This is a genomic window from Lysinibacillus sp. BNK-21 (genome assembly GCF_048684915.1).
Taxonomy (GTDB): domain Bacteria; phylum Bacillota; class Bacilli; order Bacillales_A; family Planococcaceae; genus Lysinibacillus; species Lysinibacillus capsici.
On sequence record NZ_JBLQTS010000001.1, the window covers coordinates 1,768,393 to 1,789,030 of the forward strand.

The following is a 20,638-nucleotide window of genomic DNA, read 5'->3' on the forward strand; positions in this document are numbered from 1 at the left end:
AAAGGAGGAGGCACGAGTAAAGGTGAATCCCTCTCGTGCATCAAACATGAAAAAATTTATGCGTGTTTTACTGAAATCAATGGCAGTCCTAGGTATATCCATTGTGGGGCTACTTGTCATTGTTTTTACAATAAACATTATTTGCAACAAGATAGAGCAAGGAAAAATAGAACCTTATGGTCAGCTCGTCGCCGTGAATGGGGAAAAAATGAATGTCACCATTCAAGGTAAGGGTGCTGAAACCATCGTATTACTACCAGGCTTCGGTACTGCAGCACCAACGCTCGACTTTAAGCCATTGATAGATGAACTAGCTCCCTATTATAAAATCGTTTCAATAGAGCCCTTTGGCTATGGCTTAAGTGAGGATACAGCTAAAGAACGAAGCACAGAGAATATTGTTAGTGAAATCCATGAAGCTTTACAGGAGTTAAAGATTGATCGGTATATGCTAATGGGACATTCGATAGCAGGCATCTATGGACTCGATTATGTTAATAAATATCCGAATGAGGTAACTGGATTTGTCGGGATTGATAGCAGTGTCCCTACACAGGGTGGTATGGACACGAAGTTTCCAATTAAGTCGTTACAGCTGCTAAAAAAATCAGGGATTGCAAGAATTCTTATAAAATTTTCAGATGATCCCTATGCAGGTCTTCCGTATGATGACGACACAAAAGAGCAAATTAGGATGATTACACTCAAAAACTTTTATAATACAAGCACTTCAAATGAATTAGAGCATATTAGCAAAAATTTCACGGCAGCCAAAACTCTTACATTCCCTAAAGATTTACCTCTTCTCTTATTTGTCCAAGCGAAAAGTGGTGGAGTTGAAAAGAACTGGATACCGCTGCATGAAGAACAAGTCAAACATTCCGTATACGGCAAAGTAATCACACTGGATGGGGATCATTACTTACACCATACAAAATCGGAGGAAATCGCAGACAACGTCAGATCGTTTATGCAAAATAAATAATCCATAGTTTCTTACCTCTTTGCTTTTGGAGGTAAGATTTTTTAATACTATCCTCTTCCTTACGAAATCTTATAAAATCTTTCAATTGAGTTGTAATCCATACTTCGATGAGCATTGAAATACTTCCTGATTATAATGTACGTAGAACAATTATTCTATCAGGTAAGGAGTTATTGGATGAAAAATTATCAATTTATTGCTTTATTAGTAGTAACGACCTTTTTAATGGGTTCATCATTTGCCATTGTTAAATTAGGCTTACCGTATGCCTCTCCTTTATTATTAGCTGCACTTCGCTTTATATTGGCTGGTATAATCATGGCTATCGTTGTTATCATCTTGAAGAGACCTCATCCTATTACAAGGAGGGAGTGGTTCAAGTTATGCATGATCGGGCTCTTTCAAACAGCAGGTGTGATGGGGTGTATTTTTTTAAGTCTCCGCACCATTACGGCAAGTGAGTCTTCTATTTTAACATTTACAAACCCATTACTAGTTGTAATTTTTGCCACCATTTTCATGAAAGTGTCCTACCGTTTCTATCAATGGATCGGGGTTTTGTTTGGCTTAATCGGGGTGATGATTACGATGGGGGCACAAGTTGAATTGAAAGTAGGCATCTTTTTTGGCTTGCTATCAGCTGTTTTTTGGGCTACTGCCACCTTGTTAGTGAAAAAATGGGGCGTGTTATTTGATACGTGGGTTTTATCTGCTTATCAGATGCTATTTGGAGGCTTACTCTTATTACTAGGAAGCGCATTGTTAGAACAGCCATTTTTTATTGTGAATCCACAATCGTTATTGATTCTGTTGTGGCTTAGTATTTTTTCCTCGATCATACAATTTGCAGGGTGGTATTATCTTCTGCAAAATAGTGATCCAGGAAAAACAAGTGCCTATTTATTTTTAGCTCCTTTTTTTGGCGTATTAACAGGCTGGGTGTTATTGGAAGAACCGTTAAAACCATCACTAATGGTTGGCGGCTTATTCATCATCATGGGCATTTATTTAGTAAACCGAACTTTTAGTGGAGAAAGGGCTAGGAGATAACTCCATGCCCTTTCCTAATTTACAAATCTAAATGAAAGACCTCTTTAAAGCCTATTTTCCCTTTCTCCGTCACTTTAATGGCGCGAATAGAGGGAACTCGTAAAAGCCAACCAAGGTTGAAAAATTGATTTAATAGCTCACAGCCTAGTGCACCAGCTAAATGATAACGCCGTTCACTCCAATCTAAACAGGCATGAGAAAAGGATCGTCGTTTTCTCTTTAAAGCAGTTAAATCGATTCCGAATGTCGTAAAAAATAATATGCCCTCATCTGTCAGGACAAATTGTTTACCCTCCAATGTAAGATAGCCTGCCTTGAGCATCGATTCCGTTAATTGGACACCCAATTTACCGGCAAGGTGATCATAGCAAGTTCTAGCATCCTGTAATAACTTGATTTGGCTCGATTGCTTTAATGAACGTACTTCAGGTGGTGGAGAGATGGCTAGGAATGACTCTAAAAATTGAGCAATGTCCTCACCAGCCAATTGAAAATAACGATGACGACCCTGTTTTTCAACTTTTATCAGCTTTCCTTCTACTAATTTAGCAAGATGAAAGCTAGCAGTTTGTGGTTTGATGGCAGCCATATATGCTAGTTCACTAGCCGTATGAAAACGACCGTCCATCATACTAGCAAGTATGGTTGCCCTTGACGTTTCACCAAGAAGTGCCGCTATTTCTGCCATGTTTGGATTAATTCCCATTCTGTCACAATCCTTTCAGTGTCCTATATTTAGATTTTAGTCAAAGTCATTATGGTTTACAATAAAAGTAATAGAGGAGGAGAAATAAATGGAAACATATTATGCAGTGATTTTTACATCGCAAAGAACTGAGCAAGATGGGGATGGCTATGGCAAGATGGCTGATCTAATCGAAGCCTTAGCACAGCAACAGCCTGGTTTCATTCGTGTTGAAAGTGTTAGAAATGAGGAAGGAAAGGGCATAACGGTGTCTTATTGGGAATCGCTAGAGGCTATCCAAGCATGGAAAGACAATGCCAAGCATTTAACAGCACAACAATTGGGTAAAGACAAATGGTACACAAACTATAAAGTGGAAATCTGCCAAATGATAAAAGATTATTCATTTGCCAAATAGCAAGTGAGAAGGAGGCTTATTTTTTATGACGATTGTGGAAGAATGGCACGAACTAAGACAAAAATTTAATCCTTCCAATCCGATAACCATTAATCAAATGCATATTTTTAAAGATCAATTAAAGCAGGTTCAACAAACAGAAGAAACATTAAGGATATTAGTAGAGGTCTACTGTTTACTTAGGATGTATCATGAGGCATATCAGTTATTTACTGTCATTATGAATAAAGACGATAAAAAGGATCGAAAAAAGTATGGCGTTCTCCAGACCTACATAGATAAACCAAATTCGGTGAATCCTCTGCTGCCAAGAAAAATTAGAGACCATCAGCAGCTTAAAACGAAAATTCCAACGTTTAAATATCTACCAAACCCTCTAGAGGCTGAAATTTTTGAAACAGATGAAATCGTTGTATGTGATTGTTGCGAGCAAGAAGTGGATGTCTATTATACTGGTGGTATTTATGCAATTGAGGAAGTAGATTATCTTTGTCCTTCCTGCATCCATAGTGGGGAAGCAGCTCAAAAATATGATGGTTCTTTCCAGCAAGACTTAATGGATGATGAACAGGTTACGAACCCCAAGTTTGCTGAGGAAGTACTCTTTCGGACGCCTGGCTATGTAAGCTGGCAGGGCAATAATTGGGTGGCACATTGCTCTGACTATTGTGCGTTTATCGGCTATGTTGGTTGGCGTGATTTAGTAGAGCTAGGAATTGAGGATCAATTTGATAATTATACCGGCTTTTCAAAAGAAGAACTTTCTGCATCCTTAATGAACAATGGTCATCATCAAGGCTATTTATTTCAATGCTTGGAATGTGACCGTTATGTCCTTTATTCAGATTTTAGTTAGTCGTTGTTTGAGGGGGGTAGAGAAGTGGAACAATTTCTACAACGATATATCTATTCATGGCGTTTAAATGGTTGGCTTATCCATGATATTTTTTTCTGCATCGTGCTGGGCATAGGATTTTTACTGTTAATGTTTATCGTCTTGAAACGTAAACGCCTCGTTACTTCTAGCATTTTGCTCATTGCCTTTTTATTCGTCAGTAATCTATTAATGATTGTTTTTGGCTTAGCGGGGCGAGGCTTTCCCATCAAATCCGATTCGCCGATTTATACAGATGATTCACAAAGTATTGCTGTTCAAATGGTGCAAGGCTCAGAAAATAATGGGACATCGAATGGAATTACGCATTTAATCGCACATCATCTCCTAGTAGCTGTGAATTTACAAACAGGTGAAAAGCAATGGACAAAATCAGCTTCCTATAAAGAAACACTGCTTGGGGAATTTATGGGGGGGGTTCTTGTCCATCATCGTAATGATGAGTTTGGTCAATTATCCTTGGTAGATATGGAAACAGGCAAAGAACTACTTTCTGAAAAAGATTTTCGAACGCAACATCCGTCATTAATAGCGATATTGAGCAATAATGCACATCAAATGGCTGTCCTAGAGAACCATTTATATTTGGAAGGGGTCGATGGCAAATTCTATCGCTTTGATGGTAAAACATTAAGTGAGGATTCGAAGGCTCAAGATTACCTATCTGCCCGTTTTTTCATCGAGACAGAGTTGCCGGGCTATTTTGCTACACATCCACAGCCTGTAGAGGATTATCAGGTCATTCGCGATTTTAGTCAAGCTGTCCTAACCGAGCCAGCCATTCAAGCCTATGAAAATTTACAACCAAAAGTGGTGGATGTAGATATCATAGAAAAAACGGCTCTTGTTTCATATAGGCAAACACAGCGAGAAAGTGCTGAACACATGTTATTGCTCTATGATATGAACAAACGTCAGGTATTGTGGGAACGCAATATTGGCATCATTAATTCCCAACAACAACAGCCCACTGTTCGGATATTAGAGAATAGCTACGTCATTCAAGCTGGTGATAGATTACTAGTATTCGATAAAGAAACGAAAAAGAGGTCTGTTCACTATCATCTACGTTGGAATCGTCCTATTGATGAGTGAAATCTACTGGAAAAATCGTTCTTTTTTTGATTCGCCAAAAAAGGAGTATAATTTAATAGGAAGAAACTCTTTTTAAAAGGACGGCGTGCAAATATGAATGAACAATTAGTAGATTGGATTATACGCTTTCAAAGGGATAAGGATATTGAAGCACTGGCCCATTTAAAAGATTATTGTTATGAGATGATCGAACCTTTGATGGAAGAATTTACGATGAAGTATGGCGAAGAAGCAGGCGAGTTATTACGCCTAAAGTGGGATAAACGATTTTATTTTATATTTACAAAATATCAAGTGAATGTAGGGCTACCTCTAGAGACATTTGTAAAAAATACGTATCGTTTTTATTTCATGCAGGTGTTACAAAAGGCTGGTTATAAGTAATAGAAAAAACCCTTGATTTGCGTAAAAACAAATCAAGGGTTTTAAATTATTTATAGAGTAGATCTTCTGCTAAATGAGTAAACACTTCACCGATTATCGACACTTCATCATAGACCGAGGAACCTGTATTTTCCTCAGGTTGAGCAAAAGGAATTTGAGCGATTACATCTGTCTGTAATAAATCTGCTAATTGTTCGGCTCCACCTTGTCCAAATAGATAGTTTTTTTGACCGTCAGCGCCTTCAAAATAGGACATGTTTTCAACAACACCAAGAATCCTGTGTTTCGTATGTTGCGCCATCAAGCCTGCACGAGATGCAACATGAGAAGCAGCAAGATGCGGTGTTGTCACGATGATTTCTTGGGCTTGTGGAATCATCGCAGCCATATCAATTGCAACATCTCCTGTACCAGGTGGTAAATCGATGAGGAGGTAATCTAAATCTCCCCATAGCGTGTTGACAAGGAAATTGCGAATCCACTTATTGAGCATAGGACCACGCCACATAACAGGCTGGTTGTCATTTGTAAAAAAGCCCATCGACATTATTTTTACGCCGTTACGTTCTACTGGAATCGCCGTTTGATCAAGCATGGTAGGCTTTTGATCAATCTTCATCATGGCAGGGATACTGAAACCATAAATATCAGCATCTAAAATACCTACACGTTTGCCAAGACGAGCAAGTGCAACCGCTAAATTAATGGTCACTGTAGACTTTCCAACACCGCCTTTACCACTTGTAATGGCAATGAATTGAACACCAGAATTAGGCAGTAGCATGTTTGGCATTCCTTGATCAGTCACATTCTTTGCCTGTAGAGAGGCGGTTAAAGTGCGACGCTCCTGATCTGTCATAGAGCCAAAGCTAATGGTAACAGTGGAGGCACCAAGCGCTTGTAAGGCCTCCTCCACATCTTGCTGTATTTTCGCCTTTAACGGACATCCTGGTATGGTCAAAATAATATCCAAGGCTATATGGTTGTCATGTATTTGAATGTTTCGCACCATATTCAAATCTACAATACTCTGATGTAGCTCAGGATCATTCACCTGTTTCAATGTGTTTACAACATTTTCTTTTGTTAACATTTAGGAACCACCTTATTCTTTTAAGCCTTTGCCAAGTCCCTTTAAGAAATGAACCCCAAAATTGAGCGCACGATTGACATCTGGATCGTTTATCATTTTCATGAGCTTAAAGGCACTGACCTTTTCATTAGATTCAAGTGCTTTGCTTGCTTCTTCTACGCCTGTATTTAAGCCTTCAATCAGCTTAGTCGTTGTTTCAGGATTGAGCTCCGTCAATGCTCCCGCAACACCCATTAAATTGTTAATGATATTGGTTACAGGCTTACGTGTTAATTGTCCAAGTGCAATATGTGCCACTTCCTCTTTGGCTTCAAGTAGCTTCATTGCTGCTTCTAGTGCACCGATATCATTTAATTCAGCCATAATACTAAACACCTGATTGACGGCTTCTTCATTTTCAGAAAGCAGTTCTTTTAGATTATCTAATTTTTGTTCTTTTAGTTGTTCTTCTGTTAATTGTTGTTTTTTAATGCCTGTAATGGGTACAGCCATGCTCTCACTCTCTTTCGTTTATGGTTGTTAAGTGAACGTAGCCAGGACGATTCCATTTTCGTTGTACCTCAACACCATTTTGAGGATGACGCTTTTTATAGCGTGGGTTTGTGCGAGGAAGTGGTGATTTACCTTTTGCTTTTAGCACTTCTACTCGTACTTTTGTTTGTTTATAAGCTGGTGTTGACGTATTCACATCTGCTGCAGGACCAGTTAGGAAGTTGATGGCTGAATCTTTGCTAACAGAGTTCATTGGTAAGAATAATTCGTTTCCTTGTACGCGATCTGTAACAAGAGCATTTAGCTTCAAGGCACCATATGGAGACACTAAACGAAGTAGGGCTCCATCTGCAATGCCTCGTTCTTTCGCCAATTCTGGTGATACTTCAACGAAAATTTCAGGTACTTTCGATTGAATACCTTTCGATTTATTTGTTAGATTTCCTTCATGGAAGTGTTCAAGCATACGGCCATTATTAATATGACAATCGTATTGTGCTTCAAACTCAACAGGCTGCACCCAATCATTTAAAGCAAAACGAGCTTTCTTATCAGGGAAGTTAAAGCCATCTTCATATAATAATGGTGTATCTTTACCATCATGGCTACCCCAACAGAAGCTTCCCCAGCCTTCAAGAACATCATAGTTGGCTTGTGAGAAGAGGGGAGACAGGCTCGCCATTTCATCAAAAATGTCGCTTGGGTGATCATAATGCCAATCTGCCCCTAAACGACGAGCAACCGCTTGCAATATTTCCCAATCTGCTTTCGACTCACCAAGTGTTGGTAATACTTGATACAGGCGTTGAACACGACGTTCCGTATTCGTAAATGTACCTTCCTTTTCAAGCGAAGGCGCAGCAGGTAAAATCACATCTGCATATTGTGCTGTGCGTGATAGGAAACAATCTTGGACAACGAAAAAGTCAAGCTGTGAAAGCACCTCATCTACATGGTTGGCATTACAGTCAACAAGTGCCATATCTTCGCCCACTAAATACATCGCTTTCATTTTCCCTTCCATGATCGCATCTAACATTTGCATATTATTTCGACCAGGGTGTGGTTGAATAGGGACACCATAGGCTTTTTCGAATTTTGCACGTGCCTCGTCATCTGTGACTCTTTGATAGCCTGGCAAAAGATTTGGAAGTGTCCCCATATCGCAGGCACCTTGCACATTGTTATGGCCGCGGAGTGGGTAGGCACCAGCACCTGGACGACGATAGTTCCCAGTTGCTAAAAGTAAATTTGAAATCGCTGCGGATGTATAGGAGCCACCAGTATTTTGTGTTACACCCATGCCCCAAAGAACACATGTACCATCTGCATCACGAATCATTTCAGCTACTTCGATCAATGTTTCCTTACTAATACCAGTCATTTCTTGTGCATAATCAAGTGTATAGGTTGCAAGTACTTGTCTAAAATCATCATAATGAAGGACGTTTTCTTGAATAAAGGCTTCATCATGCCAACCTTGATCAACGATATATTTGGTAACAGCCATTAACCAAACTTGATCAGTACCTTGCTTTGGACGCATAAAGATGTCGGAACGCTCTGCCATTTCATGCTTACGAATATCAGCAACAATTAATTTTTGACCATGTAATTTATGTGCACGTTTCACACGTGTTGCTAAAACAGGATGTCCCTCAGCTGGATTAGCCCCAACAATAATGACAAGTCCAGCCTTAGCGATATCTTTGATCGTACCAGCATCTCCTCCCATGCCAACTGTACGTAATAAACCATCAGTTGCAGGAGATTGGCAATAACGAGAACAATTATCGACATCGTTTGTGCCAAATAATTGACGGGCCATTTTTTGAATTAAGTAATTCTCTTCATTTGTAATTTTAGAAGAGGAGATAAAGCCAACAGAACCTGGACCATATTGTTGTTGAATGCCACCTAGTTTTGTTGCAATTAAATCAAGTGCTTCATCCCACGATGATTCCACAAACTCATTATTTTTACGAATGAGTGGTTTTGTAATACGTTCCTCAGAATTGATAAAATCCCAGCCGAATTTCCCTTTGACACATGTAGAAATCGCATTTACTGGACCATCGGAAGGCTGTACTTTTAAAATTTTACGACCCTTTGTCCAAACTTCGAACGAGCAGCCTACACCACAGAAAGTACATACTGTTTTTGTTTTTTTGGTGCGCTTACTACGCATGGCTGCTTCCACTTCAGAAACGGCAAAAATACCACTATAGCCTGGTTCAACTTCCTTAATCAAACTGATCATCGGATCTAACATATCCTGTTTGAGGCCAGTCATAAATCCAGCCTCTCCAAGCATGGATTTTTCCATTAAGGCATTACATGGACATACGGTTACGCATTGACCACAACTTACACAGGAAGAATCATTGATAGCAACGCCCGTATCCCAAATGACACGTGGTCTTTCTGCTTCCCAATCAAGGGATAATGTTTCATTTACCTGTAGATTCTGACAAACCTCTACGCACTGACCACAAGCGATACATTGGTTAGGATCATATCGATAAAACGGATGTGACATGTCTACTTCATGAGGTTCCACTTTTGGCTGGTAGGGATATTTTTGATGCTCGATTTCCATCATTTCGGCAGTGTTGTGTAAAGCACAATTGCCATTGTTGTTATCACAAACTGTACAATACAGTAAATGATTTTCGAGTAGACGGTCCATCGCTTCTGTTTGTGCCGCTTTAGCTTTGTCAGAAGTTAGGAATACATTCATGCCGTCTACTGCCTTTGTAGAGCAGGAACGAACTAATTGGCCATTCACTTCTACGATACATGTATCACATGTTTCAATGGGGTCAACAGCGGGCACATGACAAATCTGTGGATGCGGAATGTCATGTTGATTAATGGTATCAAGGATTGTAGCTCCTTCTTTTACTTCATACGGTACGCCATTAATATTAATTTGAGTCAAGGTAACTTCCTCCTTTTGCACTTTGAGACGAATCGAATAACATGGTACAGCTTAAGACAAAAGGGAATAACAAATCGAGTTGGTGATTGTTGAAAAGATTGTCTTGTTATCATTGTAATTCCCAATGGTTCTTGAAGCTACCTCAAAATAGGTAAATTGCTAGATCATAACATGTTATCCATGTCTCGGTTTTGAAAAAATAAAAAAATCCACCATGAAATTACATGTCCGAGACATGCTAATAATTCATGGTGGATAAAATTCTTAGCAGGTCTTGCTAAAAACTCAATCTACTTTTATTTTTTAATTACAATAGAATTCAACTATTAAAAACACTATGCAACATCGTAACATAGGGTTCAAAATAAATTAATTCCATTTGATATGCATATTATAGCCCTTTCCTTCAAAATGAACAATATTTATCATAAAATTTATTAAATGAGAATTGTTATCAAAAAGTATTTTCTCTTTTATTTTTTTAAAAGTTGCTATATCATTAACAAACTGTAAGGGTGGCCTACATAACCATTTGCCTAAAAAAGTTTAATTATGATGGGAGAATCGTTGCTATGTCTAAAAAAAATCACGAATTTAATGACATGATTCGAAAGTTAAGAAAGGAAGTATTTGGTAAAGGTCCGGAGCGTATTCATACCGTTTTTGTAGAGAATATGGCTGTATCTACCTTATACGGAAATATCACTCCGACAGAAAAATTTATTGCCAGTACACCAGAAGGGCTGAAAATGGTGCATGCTGCAAGGACGAGTATGATTCAAGATTTATATAGACAATCGCCACCAGAGGGTATGGAAGAATTGATGGGCAGCAAATTACTTCACTTATTTTCAGATATTAAAATTGAAGAGGATTTTGCGATTTCCGTCTTTGTTTTTGAAAAGCATATCAGTGAATAAAGGGGATGCCTTATGGATCGAGCAATGACAAGAAAAATTGTGCGTGTTGAAGGACAACGAGTGACAGAAATGGTTGATTTAATTGTTTCAGAATACGCTGTTACCGTAAAAATTAATCAGCAAGAATTTGTCACGATGGTCTGTACACCCGAGTATGTAGAAGATATGGTTATTGGCTACTTAGCTTCTGAACGAGTGATTCGTAGTTTTGAGGATATTGAGGAAATTTGGCACCAAGAGAAAGAGGGTTTTGTGCATATTAAAACAAAGCATATTAATCCTTATTACCAACAGACGCAAAACAAGCGCTATATTACGTCTTGCTGTGGGATGAGTCGACAAGGCTTTGTGTTTACGAACGATGCATTAGTAGCAAAAAAAATGGATCAAGTCCATGTGCAAATAACGACCGAAGATTGCTTCCGTTTAATGCATGCGATGCAGGAGAGTGCCGATATTTTTAAGAAAACGGGTGGGGTGCATAATGCTGCACTATGTGATGTAAATGGCATCGTCCTAAGTCGCATGGATATTGGACGTCATAATGCTTTGGATAAAATTTACGGCTATTGCCTACGCAACAACATCCGTATGGAAGATAAAATTATCGTCTTTAGCGGACGAATATCATCGGAGATTTTACTAAAGGTTTCCAAAATAGGCTGTGCCATCGTACTGTCTAAATCAGCACCCACAGAATTAGCATTGCAATTAGCAGAGCAGCTTGGTATTACGACGGTTGGCTTTATTCGGCAACAGACATTGAATATTTATACACACCCACAACGCATCCTATTACCAGCTAATGAATTGAAAGAAGGAGATTAGATGACGAATCTACAAGACCAATTACACAGACCGTTAAGAGATTTAAGAATATCCGTGACAGATCGTTGTAATTTTCGCTGTCGCTATTGTATGCCAGCAGAAGTATTTGGTCCAGATTACGCATTTTTACCGTCTGATAAAATATTAAGTTTTGATGAAATTGAACGATTAGTAAAAATCTTTGTTTCATTGGGCGTTAAAAAAATACGGATTACAGGTGGGGAACCCTTACTACGTCGTGATTTGCCTGAATTAATTGCCCGTATTCACCGCATAAAAGGTGTAGAAGATATTGCTTTAACAACCAATGGCTCGTTATTAAAAAAATACGCACACTCATTGGCACAGGCAGGCTTAGCCCGAGTTTCTGTTAGTTTAGACTCGCTTGATGATGAGCGTTTTTTCGAGATGAATGGTCATAGAGGCAAGGTATTGCCAGTGTTAGAGGGAATTGAAAAGGCTGCAGAAGCGGGCTTACAAGTAAAAATTAATATGGTTGTTCAAAAAGGGAAAAACGAACAAGATATTGTTACCATGGCGCAGTTTTTTAAAGAAAAACAGCATATTCTACGCTTTATTGAATATATGGATGTAGGGAATTCGAACGGCTGGCGTTTGGATGATGTGGTGTCCAAAAAAGAGATTATTGAGCAAATCCATCGGTTTACGCCGTTACAACCAGTAGCGCCCAATTATAAAGGAGAGGTGGCAACGCGTTATCAGTATCAAGATGCTCAAGGTGAGATTGGTGTAATTTCATCTGTAACGGATTCATTTTGCTCCAATTGCTCACGTGCTCGTCTCTCTGCAGAAGGTTCATTATACACTTGTTTATTTGCAACAGAAGGCACGGATTTAAGGGAATTGTTACGTTCAGGGCAAGATGATGCTGCCATCATCAAGTGCATAACGAACGTTTGGGAAACAAGAAATGATCGTTATTCAGATGAACGCAATGAACAAACGATGGCAAAAAGGAAAACGTCAAAAATTGAAATGTCTCATATTGGGGGGTAGCGTGTAAAAAACAGAAAAAATCGGCACAATAATGCCGAATTTTTTCTGTTTATTTATGCACAAAAGTGCCACTTTTCCCACCTGTTTTTTCAACAAGGTAAGTTTCTTTGATGACCATCGTCTTATCAACGGCTTTGCACATATCATAAAAAGTTAGTGCTGCGACAGACACAGCAGTGAGAGCTTCCATTTCAACACCCGTTTTTCCACTGCATTTAACAGTGGCTTGAATATGGAGCTCATAGCCATTCTCTGCTTTTTCATAGTCAAACTGGAAATCCGTACCCTGTAGCATGATGGGATGGCACATGGGAATAATATCAGCTGTTTTTTTAGCTCCCATTATCCCTGCAATTTGCGCAACTTGCGTCGGATCACCTTTTTTAATGCCACCTTGTTGGATGGCTTCATAGACTGCATCGGATAAAAGAATCGTACTGCGCGCAATGGCTGTACGTGTTGTGATTTCTTTTGCGGAGATATCGACCATTTTAGGACGACCTTCTTCGTTCCAGTGTGTAAAATTATTCATTATTAAACTCCTTTTTACTTGTTTGTGACCAGTCTTGTTGTGCGTTGATATTGATAAATGTTGAGCTATTGTCATCAAAAGGGACATAACAAACACGAAGTTGCTCTAAAAGCACTTTCATACTCCGTTTATTTTGTGCCGTTAATTGTGTCGCCTTTGGTAAAGCAGTACGTCGATATAATGCAGCTAATGGCTGATCGCGTAGTGCTTGCGTCGGAACAATGGCATCATAAGTGTCATTAATCAAACTTACCATTTTTTGGATAAATCCTGCATTCATATAAGGCATATCGCTTGCTACGACAAAAAACCATTCCACATCAGGATAGGCTGTCATGATATGATGCAAAGCAAAAAGAGGGCCTTGATGTGGCTGCTTTTCAATAACCCAGTGGACATTTTCCTGTCCAAACTGATGTTGTAAGTGCGCATTTGTAGCGATAATAAGAGGATCCAGCTGATTTTTTTGCAGGGCTATGAGACTATGTTTATATAATGGCTGTCCAGCAAACATCTCAAACATTTTTGGCTGTCCATAGCGAGAGGATTGACCGCCAGCTAACACTATACCTGCAATTTTCATACGCGCTTCAACTCACCGACAAAATGTTGGACTGTAGGTACTATGAGCTTCGTCATAGCTAAAGTCACCGCATTTGTAGAGCCTGGTAAAACATAAATGGCTGTTTGCTGAAGACTTCCAGCGGTGGCACGACTAAACATCGCCTTTGGGCCAATTTCTTCATAGCTGAGCATTCGAAATAATTCACCAAACCCCATCATTTCTTTTTCAAACAGAGGCAGAATGGTGTCATAGGTTTGGTCTCTTGGTGTAAATCCTGTTCCACCCGTAACGATAATGGTATTAATTGTTGGATCGCTGCACCAATTTTTAACATAATGAGCGATATCGAGCGGTTCATCCTTTGTTAGTTGGTAGTCTATAACTTCAAATGCAGCTTCCTGTAGTAAGGACTGAATACGCTGACCAGCATGATCATCTGCCTTTGTGCGTGTATCACTGACCGTTAAAATGGCAACTTGAATTGGTTGCTGCTGATGCGTGGGATGCACAGTAAGACCTCCTTCAAATGCGTTTTTGCTAAAAAACATTGCTTTTATTATAATGCTATAAATGAAAAGGTCAAACGAAAATTCATAGAAAGAAAGGCCACATACGTATGCAAAATAGATATTCTAGACAACAATTATTTCACCCTATCGGACAAACTGGGCAACAATCCCTTCAGCAAAAACACGTCCTTATTATAGGTGCGGGGGCATTGGGGAGTGCTAGTGCAGAAGCGCTTGTGCGAGCAGGTATTGGCAGGCTGACACTCATTGATCGTGATTATGTAGAGTGGAGTAATTTACAAAGACAGCAATTATATACAGAGCTAGATGCACAAGAAAAAATGCCCAAAGTTATCGCAGCTAAAAAGCGTCTCCAACAAATAAACACAGAGGTAGAAATTCATGTCGGCATTATGGATGCTTGTACAGAGACCTTGCTACCATTACTAGAAGATGTTGATGTGATGGTCGATGCGACCGATAATTTTGATGTTCGTTTTGTCATGAATGACCTTGCGCAAAAATATCGTATTCCTTGGGTATATGGCTCTTGTGTTGGTAGTTATGGTGCGACTTACACGGTTGTACCAGGTAAAACGCCTTGTTTGCATTGCTTATTAAAGGTGATGCCCCATACAGGGATGACTTGTGATACCGTTGGCATTATTAGTCCAGCAGTTCAAATTGTTGCTGCTTATCAGGTGGCAGAGGTTTTCAAGCTGCTTGTTGGAGATGACAAAGCCTTACGAAAAAGCTACTTAACGTTTGATGTTTGGCACAATCAACACTATGAAATCAATGTGGAGAAAATAAGGCAAGGTGATTGTCCATCTTGTGGCGACAAGCCGACCTATCCTTACCTATCCTATGAAAATCAAACGAAATTACAGATCCTTTGTGGCCGAGACGCGGTACAAATTCGACCACCAAAGCCCATTTACTATTCGCTTGATCAGCTGGCAAATCAGCTCCGTTCCCACGGAGAAGTCCAGGTTAATCCTTATTTGCTATCTTGCCAAGCGGACGATTACCGAATCGTTATTTTCCAAGATGGGCGAGTTGTGATACATGGTATACAAGATATACAGAAAGCCAAAAGCATTTATTATCGTTTATTAGGTTAAGGGAGTGTACCAAATGGTAGAAAAAAGACAACCAATTCCTGTGGCAGAAGCCGTTCATCGTGTAATGGACTATGCCTTTCAAGCAAAAAAGGAGCATGTGTCATTAACGCAAGCACATGGACGCTTTATAGCACAAGCTATTAGAGCCGATCATGATGTACCTGCTTTTGATCGTTCACCGTATGATGGCTATGCCATTCGTTCCGTCGATAGCCAAGAGGCATCTTCACAGCATCCAGTCCGCTTTCAAGTCGTTGGAGAAATTGGCGCAGGCTATGTCTATGAAGACGTAGTTGGCGATTATCAAGCAGTCCGCATTATGACCGGGGCGCCGATACCGCAAGGATGTGATGCAGTGGTCATGCTAGAATTAACCCAAACATTCGAAGAAAATCATCAAAAGTATATGTCGATTAAACGACCTTTTGAAGCAGGTACTAATATTTCCTATAAAGGGGAAGATGTACAGCAAGGTGCAGTCCTCATTGAACAAGGCCAATATATTAACCCGGGTGTGATGGCCTTACTTGCTACTTTTGGCTACGAGCAAGTACCTGTTTATCGTAAAACAGTTATTGGTGTGCTTGCCACTGGTAGCGAATTACTAGAGCCAGGTGAAGCTTTACAGCCAGGTAAGATTCGCAATAGTAATGCCTATATGATGATGGCGCAAATTGAGCGTGCTGGGGCAGAAGTGAAATATTTCGGCAAGTTGAGTGATGATCTTACATTATGTATTGAAAACGTAGAAAAAGCCTTACAGGAAGTAGATATTTTAATTACAACGGGTGGCGTTTCCGTAGGTGATTATGATTATTTACCAGCCATTTACGAAGCGATTGATGCAAAGGTATTGTTTAATAAAATAGCGATGCGTCCAGGTAGTGTGACAACGGTTGCTGCCCGCAACGACAAATTATTATTTGGCCTTTCTGGTAATCCTTCAGCCTGCTATGTTGGCTTTGAGCTATTTGTACGTCCGATTATACGTTCTGCATATGGGCATACTCAACCACATTTACGCAGAGAGCAAGCTATTTTAGGGGCTGATTTTACAAAGCCAAATCCCTTTACACGCTTTGTACGAGCTCGTATCGATTATGAAAAAGGGAAGCTCGTAACAGTCCCATCTGGGTTCGATAAATCGAGTGCAGTTTCATCTTTAGCGACAGCTAATGCATTCATTGTTTTACCAGGTGGCTCTAGAGGCTATGAAAAGGGTATGCAAGTGGATGTCCTTTTGCTAGAAGATCTGCAAGGAAGTGAGTGGCCTTGGGACAATATCGAAAAATCTTACAGATAGTTGGCTATCAAAATAGTGGGAAAACAACATTGATGGAGCAATTGATCAAGCAGGCTACAATGGAAGGGCTAAGGGTAGGAACCATTAAGCATCATGGACATGGTGGAGTACCGACGATCGAAACTTCCAAGGATAGTAGTCGGCATGAGCAAGCAGGTGCGGTTGTTACAGCAGTGGAGGGGGCGGGTACTTTACGTATGAGTATCCACCAAAATAGCTGGCAATTGGCTGATATACTAGCGATTTATGAGTCCCTTCCACTGGATATCATGCTAATTGAAGGGTATAAAAATGAACATTATCCGAAGGTTGTGCTGCTGCGCACTGCACAGGATCAAGTACTACTACAGCAAGTAACCAATATCCTCTGTGTGATTTTTTGGCCAAGCTGTCCGCTTGATCTATCCCTTGCAATCCCTGCTTTTTCGATTTATGAAGAATCACAATATATGGAATTTTTGTTGACAGAAATGAGGGGAAAACTATGACGACAGCGTTATTTGAAGTTATCGATCAACCAATAGATGTGGAGGAAGTAAGACAAAAAGTCCTTAGTCGAAATGCTGGAGCCATAACATTATTCATCGGTACAGTGCGTGAAATGACAAATGGTAAAAAAACGATGCATTTGGAATATCAAGCCTATCCAGCAATGGCGATTAAAATGTTTGAACAGATTGCAAAGGAAATACAAGAAGAGTGGCCAGAAGCAAAAGTGGCCATCACCCATCGTGTCGGTCATTTAGCTATTTCCGATATTGCCGTAGTGATTGCTGTGTCATCACCGCATCGTAAAATAGCTTACATGGCGAATGAATATGCAATTGATCGTATAAAACAAATCGTGCCCATATGGAAAAAAGAACATTGGGAGGACGGGACAGAGTGGATTGGTGATCAATTAGAAAATGTTCCCTATCCGCAAGGGAAACCAGCCATTCAGGAGGAGGAAAACCTGTGATTAACATTTTGTTATTTGCCCACCTACAGGAAGCACTAGGTGAATCAAAGCTATCAGTAGAGCTGTCAGATGTGACAGTTGCGCAATTAAAAGAGTGGATGGAAAAGCGCTACCCTCAGCTATCATTACAACAGATCATGACAGCGGTTAATGAAGAATTTGCAACGGATACGACGATTGTCAAATCTGGCGACACAATCGCCTTTATTCCACCGATCAGTGGGGGATGAGCAAAAAGAGGTAGTTGGCTTGAGCCAACTACCTCTTTTATACTTTCAGGATATGGATACTAAGAAGTAAAAGGAAGGAAATGGCGATCATACACAGAACCCATGTCCAGGCAAGGGGCATGTTTCCAGAATCGATGGCCATATATATTGCTAGTGGTGTTGTTTGTGTTTTCCCTGGAATATTTCCCGCAAACATAAGTGTCGCTCCAAACTCACCCAAAGCTCGTGTGAAGCTTAGAATCCCACCAGAAACAAGTGCCTTTAATGCAAGGGGAATGGACACGTAAAGAAAGACCTGCCATTCATTCGCTCCATCCACACGTGCTGCATTTTCAATATCTCGATCGACAGAGGCAAAGCCAGTTTTAGCTGATTGATACATTAATGGAAAGGCAACGATTGTAGAAGCGATGACGGCCGCCCACCATGTGAACATGATAGGTTGATCGAATAGCCAGATAATGATATCTCCTAACATACTATTTTTCCCGAAAATGACGATAAGCAGGAAACCGACTACTGTAGGAGGTAATACTAATGGTAATAGCAATACTGTTTCTAGCACTAGTTTACCTTTGAAATCATGGGTTGCCATCCATTTACCCATTAAAATACCTGCTATAATAGCGATGATCCCTGCAACAAAAGCAATTTCGATCGAAAGCCTAAGTGGAGACCAAAAATCGGTACTCATCTTTTATTGAGCCCCTTTAAATCCATACTTTTCAAAGACATCCATAGCTTCATCACTTTGTAAGAAGTGATAAAAATCCTCCGCCTCTTGCCCATGCTTACTAGCTTTTAGAACACCTACAGGATAAATAATCGGTGCGTGCATAGCATCATCGGCAGTTGCCACGACATTGACCTTATCAGAGACAAGGGCATCTGTTTTATAGACCATACCCGCATCCACATTTTCTGTTTCTGTATAAGTAAGTACTTGACGTACATCTTTTGTATACACTACTTTTGATTCGAGTGAATCCCACAGTTGCATATTTTTTAATGTGTCCACACCATACTGCCCGGCAGGAACCGTTTCGGGCGTACCGAGTGCAATTTTTCCTGCTTGTTGTAAATCTTCAAAGGATTGAATTTGCTTTTCATTGCTTTTAGGCACGATTAATACTAAATCATTGGCTAAAAGATCCGTTCCTAGCTTTTGATCGATCATTTCTTTCGCTACAAGCGCATCAAATTTATCCTTTGCTGCTGAAAAGAAAAGGTCTGCAGGAGCCCCTTGTAAAATTTGTTGCTGTAAAGCACCTGAACCTCCAAAGTTATAGAGGATTTTGATTGTATCGTGTTGTTGTTCATAAGTTGTTTTCAGTTCTTCTAAGGCATCCTGTAGACTAGCTGCCGCAGAAATTGTTAGTTCAACTGGTTCGTTTGTTGCCGCCTCTTGGTTACCACAGGCTGCTAATAGTCCAACTAGTACTAACAGTGTCGCAAATAAACGATAATATTTTTTCACGATGAGTATACTCCTTTTATTACTCGTTATAACAAGACATAACTAATTATAATCAGATATAAATAAAAAAGAAAGTTAGTAAGGGTAGAAAATGTCAAGATGTTCATAAGGCTATAAATACGTTACCATGTAAAATAGAGGCTTATAGGAGGAGAACTTTTACATGTCACAAGAACAATCCTATACGATTGAAGAGGTTGCACAATTATTAAAGGTTTCAAAATTAACAATTTATGATTTAGTGAAAAAGGGTGATTTGCCAGTTTTCCGCGTAGGGCGACAAATGCGGGTAGATCGTGCTGACTTGCAAACCTATATACAAAATCGAAAAACAGGTAGTATGCCAGCTGTGGCACAGGCTTCCATAGCCACTCCGACTAAAAATCACGCGAAAATTATAGTGAGTGGGCAAGATTTAGTATTAGATATTTTAGCAAAATATATCGAGAAACGACGATCTACGAAAGTATTACGCTCACATGAAGGTAGTTTTAATGGTGTAATGGCGTTGTATCACGGAGACTGTGATATTGCGAGTTTACATATGTTTGATGGGGATACAGGAGATTATAATACTCCTTATGTAAAAAAAATCTTTGTCAGCCATGCCTTTGTTCTCATCAATGTTGTATCACGTAAAGCAGGTTTCTATGTTCAAAAGGGGAATCCGCTGGAGATACGCACATTTGAAGATTTCCAAACAAAGACATTCACATTCATCAACCGTGAGAAAGGCTCAGGTGCTCGTACTCTGTTAGATGAGCAATTGCGCATTCACGGTATCGCTCCATCCACGATTTCAGGCTATACCCATGAAGAAATGAGCCACCTCGATGTCGCCTCTGCAGTTGCCAATGGACGTGCAGATGTTGGGATTGGCATTGAAAAAATCGCCAAGCTTATTCAGGTCGATTTTATACCAATGGTCACTGAACGTTACGATATTGTGTTATTAAAAACACCAGAAAATCAACCGCTCATCGATATGGTGAAGGAGATTTTAAATACACCTGATTTCCAATCTGAAGTAGCTGCATTAGGAGATTATGACATCTCTTTAATGGGCCAAGTCATGTATGAAACGCTATAATCAAAAATTCATATTGAGTTTAATAAAAAAATCAATTACAATTC

The 20,638-nt window shown here is 39.7% G+C and carries 24 protein-coding genes; 15 read left to right on the forward strand and 9 right to left on the reverse strand.

Going from position 1 to position 20,638, the window contains the following annotated elements:
- The first annotated feature begins 22 nt into the window (after window positions 1-22).
- Both ACMGGO_RS08920 and ACMGGO_RS08925 read left to right on the forward strand, forming a co-directional pair.
- The gene (locus tag ACMGGO_RS08920; RefSeq protein ID WP_420281805.1) at window positions 23-985 is read left to right on the forward strand and encodes an alpha/beta fold hydrolase; all 963 of its coding nucleotides are present in this window, start codon (window positions 23-25) and stop codon (window positions 983-985) included.
- Window positions 986-1,162: 177 nt separating this feature from the next.
- Window positions 1,163-2,035 (forward strand): DMT family transporter, encoded by an 873-nt coding sequence (locus ACMGGO_RS08925; protein WP_420281806.1) that lies wholly within the window; start codon window positions 1,163-1,165, stop codon window positions 2,033-2,035.
- A gap of 19 nt (window positions 2,036-2,054) precedes the next feature.
- Here the strand turns inward: ACMGGO_RS08925 and ACMGGO_RS08930 are convergent, their stop codons facing one another.
- Window positions 2,055-2,741 carry an ArsR/SmtB family transcription factor gene (locus ACMGGO_RS08930; protein WP_066037762.1) on the reverse strand — a complete coding sequence of 229 codons (687 nt, stop codon included), beginning with the start codon at window positions 2,739-2,741 and terminating at the stop codon, window positions 2,055-2,057.
- 88 nt (window positions 2,742-2,829) lie between these two features.
- Here ACMGGO_RS08930 and ACMGGO_RS08935 point away from each other — a divergent pair, with 88 nt between their 5' ends.
- From ACMGGO_RS08935 to ACMGGO_RS08950, 4 genes are all read left to right on the forward strand, one after another.
- The gene (locus ACMGGO_RS08935; RefSeq protein ID WP_048392433.1) at window positions 2,830-3,138 is read left to right on the forward strand and encodes an antibiotic biosynthesis monooxygenase family protein; all 309 of its coding nucleotides are present in this window, start codon (window positions 2,830-2,832) and stop codon (window positions 3,136-3,138) included.
- 25 nt (window positions 3,139-3,163) lie between these two features.
- The gene (locus ACMGGO_RS08940) at window positions 3,164-3,994 is read left to right on the forward strand and encodes a CbrC family protein (RefSeq protein ID WP_342556753.1); all 831 of its coding nucleotides are present in this window, start codon (window positions 3,164-3,166) and stop codon (window positions 3,992-3,994) included.
- Window positions 3,995-4,018: 24 nt separating this feature from the next.
- On the forward strand, window positions 4,019-5,128 hold the full coding sequence (locus ACMGGO_RS08945; protein ID WP_420281807.1) for a PA2928 family protein: 1,110 nt from the start codon (window positions 4,019-4,021) through the stop codon (window positions 5,126-5,128).
- Window positions 5,129-5,221: 93 nt separating this feature from the next.
- The gene (locus tag ACMGGO_RS08950; RefSeq protein ID WP_048392436.1) at window positions 5,222-5,512 is read left to right on the forward strand and encodes a hypothetical protein; all 291 of its coding nucleotides are present in this window, start codon (window positions 5,222-5,224) and stop codon (window positions 5,510-5,512) included.
- A gap of 46 nt (window positions 5,513-5,558) precedes the next feature.
- On the opposite strand, the gene ACMGGO_RS08955 is transcribed toward ACMGGO_RS08950, so the two are convergent.
- Genes ACMGGO_RS08955 through fdhF form a run of 3 tightly spaced genes read right to left on the reverse strand, consistent with a single transcriptional unit; the run spans window position 5,559 to window position 10,038 of the window.
- Complete coding sequence (locus ACMGGO_RS08955; RefSeq protein ID WP_420281808.1) at window positions 5,559-6,605, reverse strand: Mrp/NBP35 family ATP-binding protein; 1,047 nt, start codon at window positions 6,603-6,605, stop codon at window positions 5,559-5,561.
- Window positions 6,606-6,617: 12 nt separating this feature from the next.
- Window positions 6,618-7,097 carry a DUF1641 domain-containing protein gene (locus ACMGGO_RS08960; protein ID WP_420281809.1) on the reverse strand — a complete coding sequence of 160 codons (480 nt, stop codon included), beginning with the start codon at window positions 7,095-7,097 and terminating at the stop codon, window positions 6,618-6,620.
- Between the two features lie 4 nt (window positions 7,098-7,101).
- On the reverse strand, window positions 7,102-10,038 hold the full coding sequence (fdhF, locus tag ACMGGO_RS08965) for a formate dehydrogenase subunit alpha (protein WP_420281810.1): 2,937 nt from the start codon (window positions 10,036-10,038) through the stop codon (window positions 7,102-7,104).
- Window positions 10,039-10,610: 572 nt separating this feature from the next.
- Here fdhF and ACMGGO_RS08970 point away from each other — a divergent pair.
- The 3 genes from ACMGGO_RS08970 to moaA are packed head-to-tail and all read left to right on the forward strand — an operon-like array spanning window position 10,611 to window position 12,803.
- On the forward strand, window positions 10,611-10,958 hold the full coding sequence (locus ACMGGO_RS08970; protein ID WP_420281811.1) for a DUF2294 domain-containing protein: 348 nt from the start codon (window positions 10,611-10,613) through the stop codon (window positions 10,956-10,958).
- Window positions 10,959-10,970: 12 nt separating this feature from the next.
- Window positions 10,971-11,786, forward strand: a complete 816-nt coding sequence (gene fdhD / locus ACMGGO_RS08975; RefSeq protein ID WP_412758696.1) for a formate dehydrogenase accessory sulfurtransferase FdhD — start codon at window positions 10,971-10,973, stop codon at window positions 11,784-11,786.
- The gene (moaA, locus tag ACMGGO_RS08980; RefSeq protein WP_054550427.1) at window positions 11,787-12,803 is read left to right on the forward strand and encodes a GTP 3',8-cyclase MoaA; all 1,017 of its coding nucleotides are present in this window, start codon (window positions 11,787-11,789) and stop codon (window positions 12,801-12,803) included. It abuts the gene before it with no gap.
- Between the two features lie 49 nt (window positions 12,804-12,852).
- Here moaA and moaC read toward each other — a convergent pair whose 3' ends face one another.
- Genes moaC through ACMGGO_RS08995 form a run of 3 tightly spaced genes read right to left on the reverse strand, consistent with a single transcriptional unit; the run spans window position 12,853 to window position 14,409 of the window.
- Window positions 12,853-13,335 (reverse strand): cyclic pyranopterin monophosphate synthase MoaC, encoded by a 483-nt coding sequence (gene moaC / locus ACMGGO_RS08985; protein ID WP_048392450.1) that lies wholly within the window; start codon window positions 13,333-13,335, stop codon window positions 12,853-12,855.
- The gene (gene mobA, locus ACMGGO_RS08990; protein WP_420281813.1) at window positions 13,328-13,918 is read right to left on the reverse strand and encodes a molybdenum cofactor guanylyltransferase; all 591 of its coding nucleotides are present in this window, start codon (window positions 13,916-13,918) and stop codon (window positions 13,328-13,330) included. Before mobA ends, moaC begins: the two co-directional genes overlap by 8 nt.
- Entirely contained in the window at window positions 13,915-14,409 is a 495-nt protein-coding gene (locus ACMGGO_RS08995; protein ID WP_115673315.1) for a MogA/MoaB family molybdenum cofactor biosynthesis protein, read from the reverse strand. The genes mobA and ACMGGO_RS08995 overlap by 4 nt, the downstream gene beginning before the upstream one ends.
- Before the next feature lie 107 nt (window positions 14,410-14,516).
- Here ACMGGO_RS08995 and ACMGGO_RS09000 point away from each other — a divergent pair, with 107 nt between their 5' ends.
- The 5 genes from ACMGGO_RS09000 to moaD are packed head-to-tail and all read left to right on the forward strand — an operon-like array spanning window position 14,517 to window position 18,027.
- A complete protein-coding gene (locus ACMGGO_RS09000) occupies window positions 14,517-15,533 on the forward strand; it encodes a thiazole biosynthesis adenylyltransferase ThiF (protein ID WP_288584813.1) in 1,017 nt (338 codons plus the stop codon).
- Between the two features lie 13 nt (window positions 15,534-15,546).
- A complete protein-coding gene (gene glp / locus ACMGGO_RS09005) occupies window positions 15,547-16,836 on the forward strand; it encodes a gephyrin-like molybdotransferase Glp (protein ID WP_420281814.1) in 1,290 nt (429 codons plus the stop codon).
- Window positions 16,806-17,324, forward strand: a complete 519-nt coding sequence (gene mobB / locus ACMGGO_RS09010) for a molybdopterin-guanine dinucleotide biosynthesis protein B (RefSeq protein ID WP_420281815.1) — start codon at window positions 16,806-16,808, stop codon at window positions 17,322-17,324. Before glp ends, mobB begins: the two co-directional genes overlap by 31 nt.
- On the forward strand, window positions 17,321-17,797 hold the full coding sequence (locus ACMGGO_RS09015) for a molybdenum cofactor biosynthesis protein MoaE (protein WP_048392456.1): 477 nt from the start codon (window positions 17,321-17,323) through the stop codon (window positions 17,795-17,797). The genes mobB and ACMGGO_RS09015 overlap by 4 nt, the downstream gene beginning before the upstream one ends.
- Complete coding sequence (gene moaD, locus ACMGGO_RS09020; protein WP_004230585.1) at window positions 17,794-18,027, forward strand: molybdopterin converting factor subunit 1; 234 nt, start codon at window positions 17,794-17,796, stop codon at window positions 18,025-18,027. Before ACMGGO_RS09015 ends, moaD begins: the two co-directional genes overlap by 4 nt.
- A 37-nt stretch (window positions 18,028-18,064) precedes the next feature.
- Here moaD and modB read toward each other — a convergent pair whose 3' ends face one another.
- Window positions 18,065-18,721: a molybdate ABC transporter permease subunit gene (gene modB, locus ACMGGO_RS09025; RefSeq protein ID WP_103118319.1), complete on the reverse strand. Its 657-nt coding sequence runs from the start codon at window positions 18,719-18,721 to the stop codon at window positions 18,065-18,067.
- A gap of 3 nt (window positions 18,722-18,724) precedes the next feature.
- On the reverse strand, window positions 18,725-19,504 hold the full coding sequence (gene modA, locus ACMGGO_RS09030) for a molybdate ABC transporter substrate-binding protein (RefSeq protein WP_420281816.1): 780 nt from the start codon (window positions 19,502-19,504) through the stop codon (window positions 18,725-18,727).
- Window positions 19,505-19,667: 163 nt separating this feature from the next.
- Between modA and ACMGGO_RS09035 the strand changes: the two genes are divergently transcribed.
- On the forward strand, window positions 19,668-20,594 hold the full coding sequence (locus ACMGGO_RS09035; RefSeq protein WP_420281817.1) for a substrate-binding domain-containing protein: 927 nt from the start codon (window positions 19,668-19,670) through the stop codon (window positions 20,592-20,594).
- Window positions 20,595-20,638 lie beyond the last annotated feature (44 nt).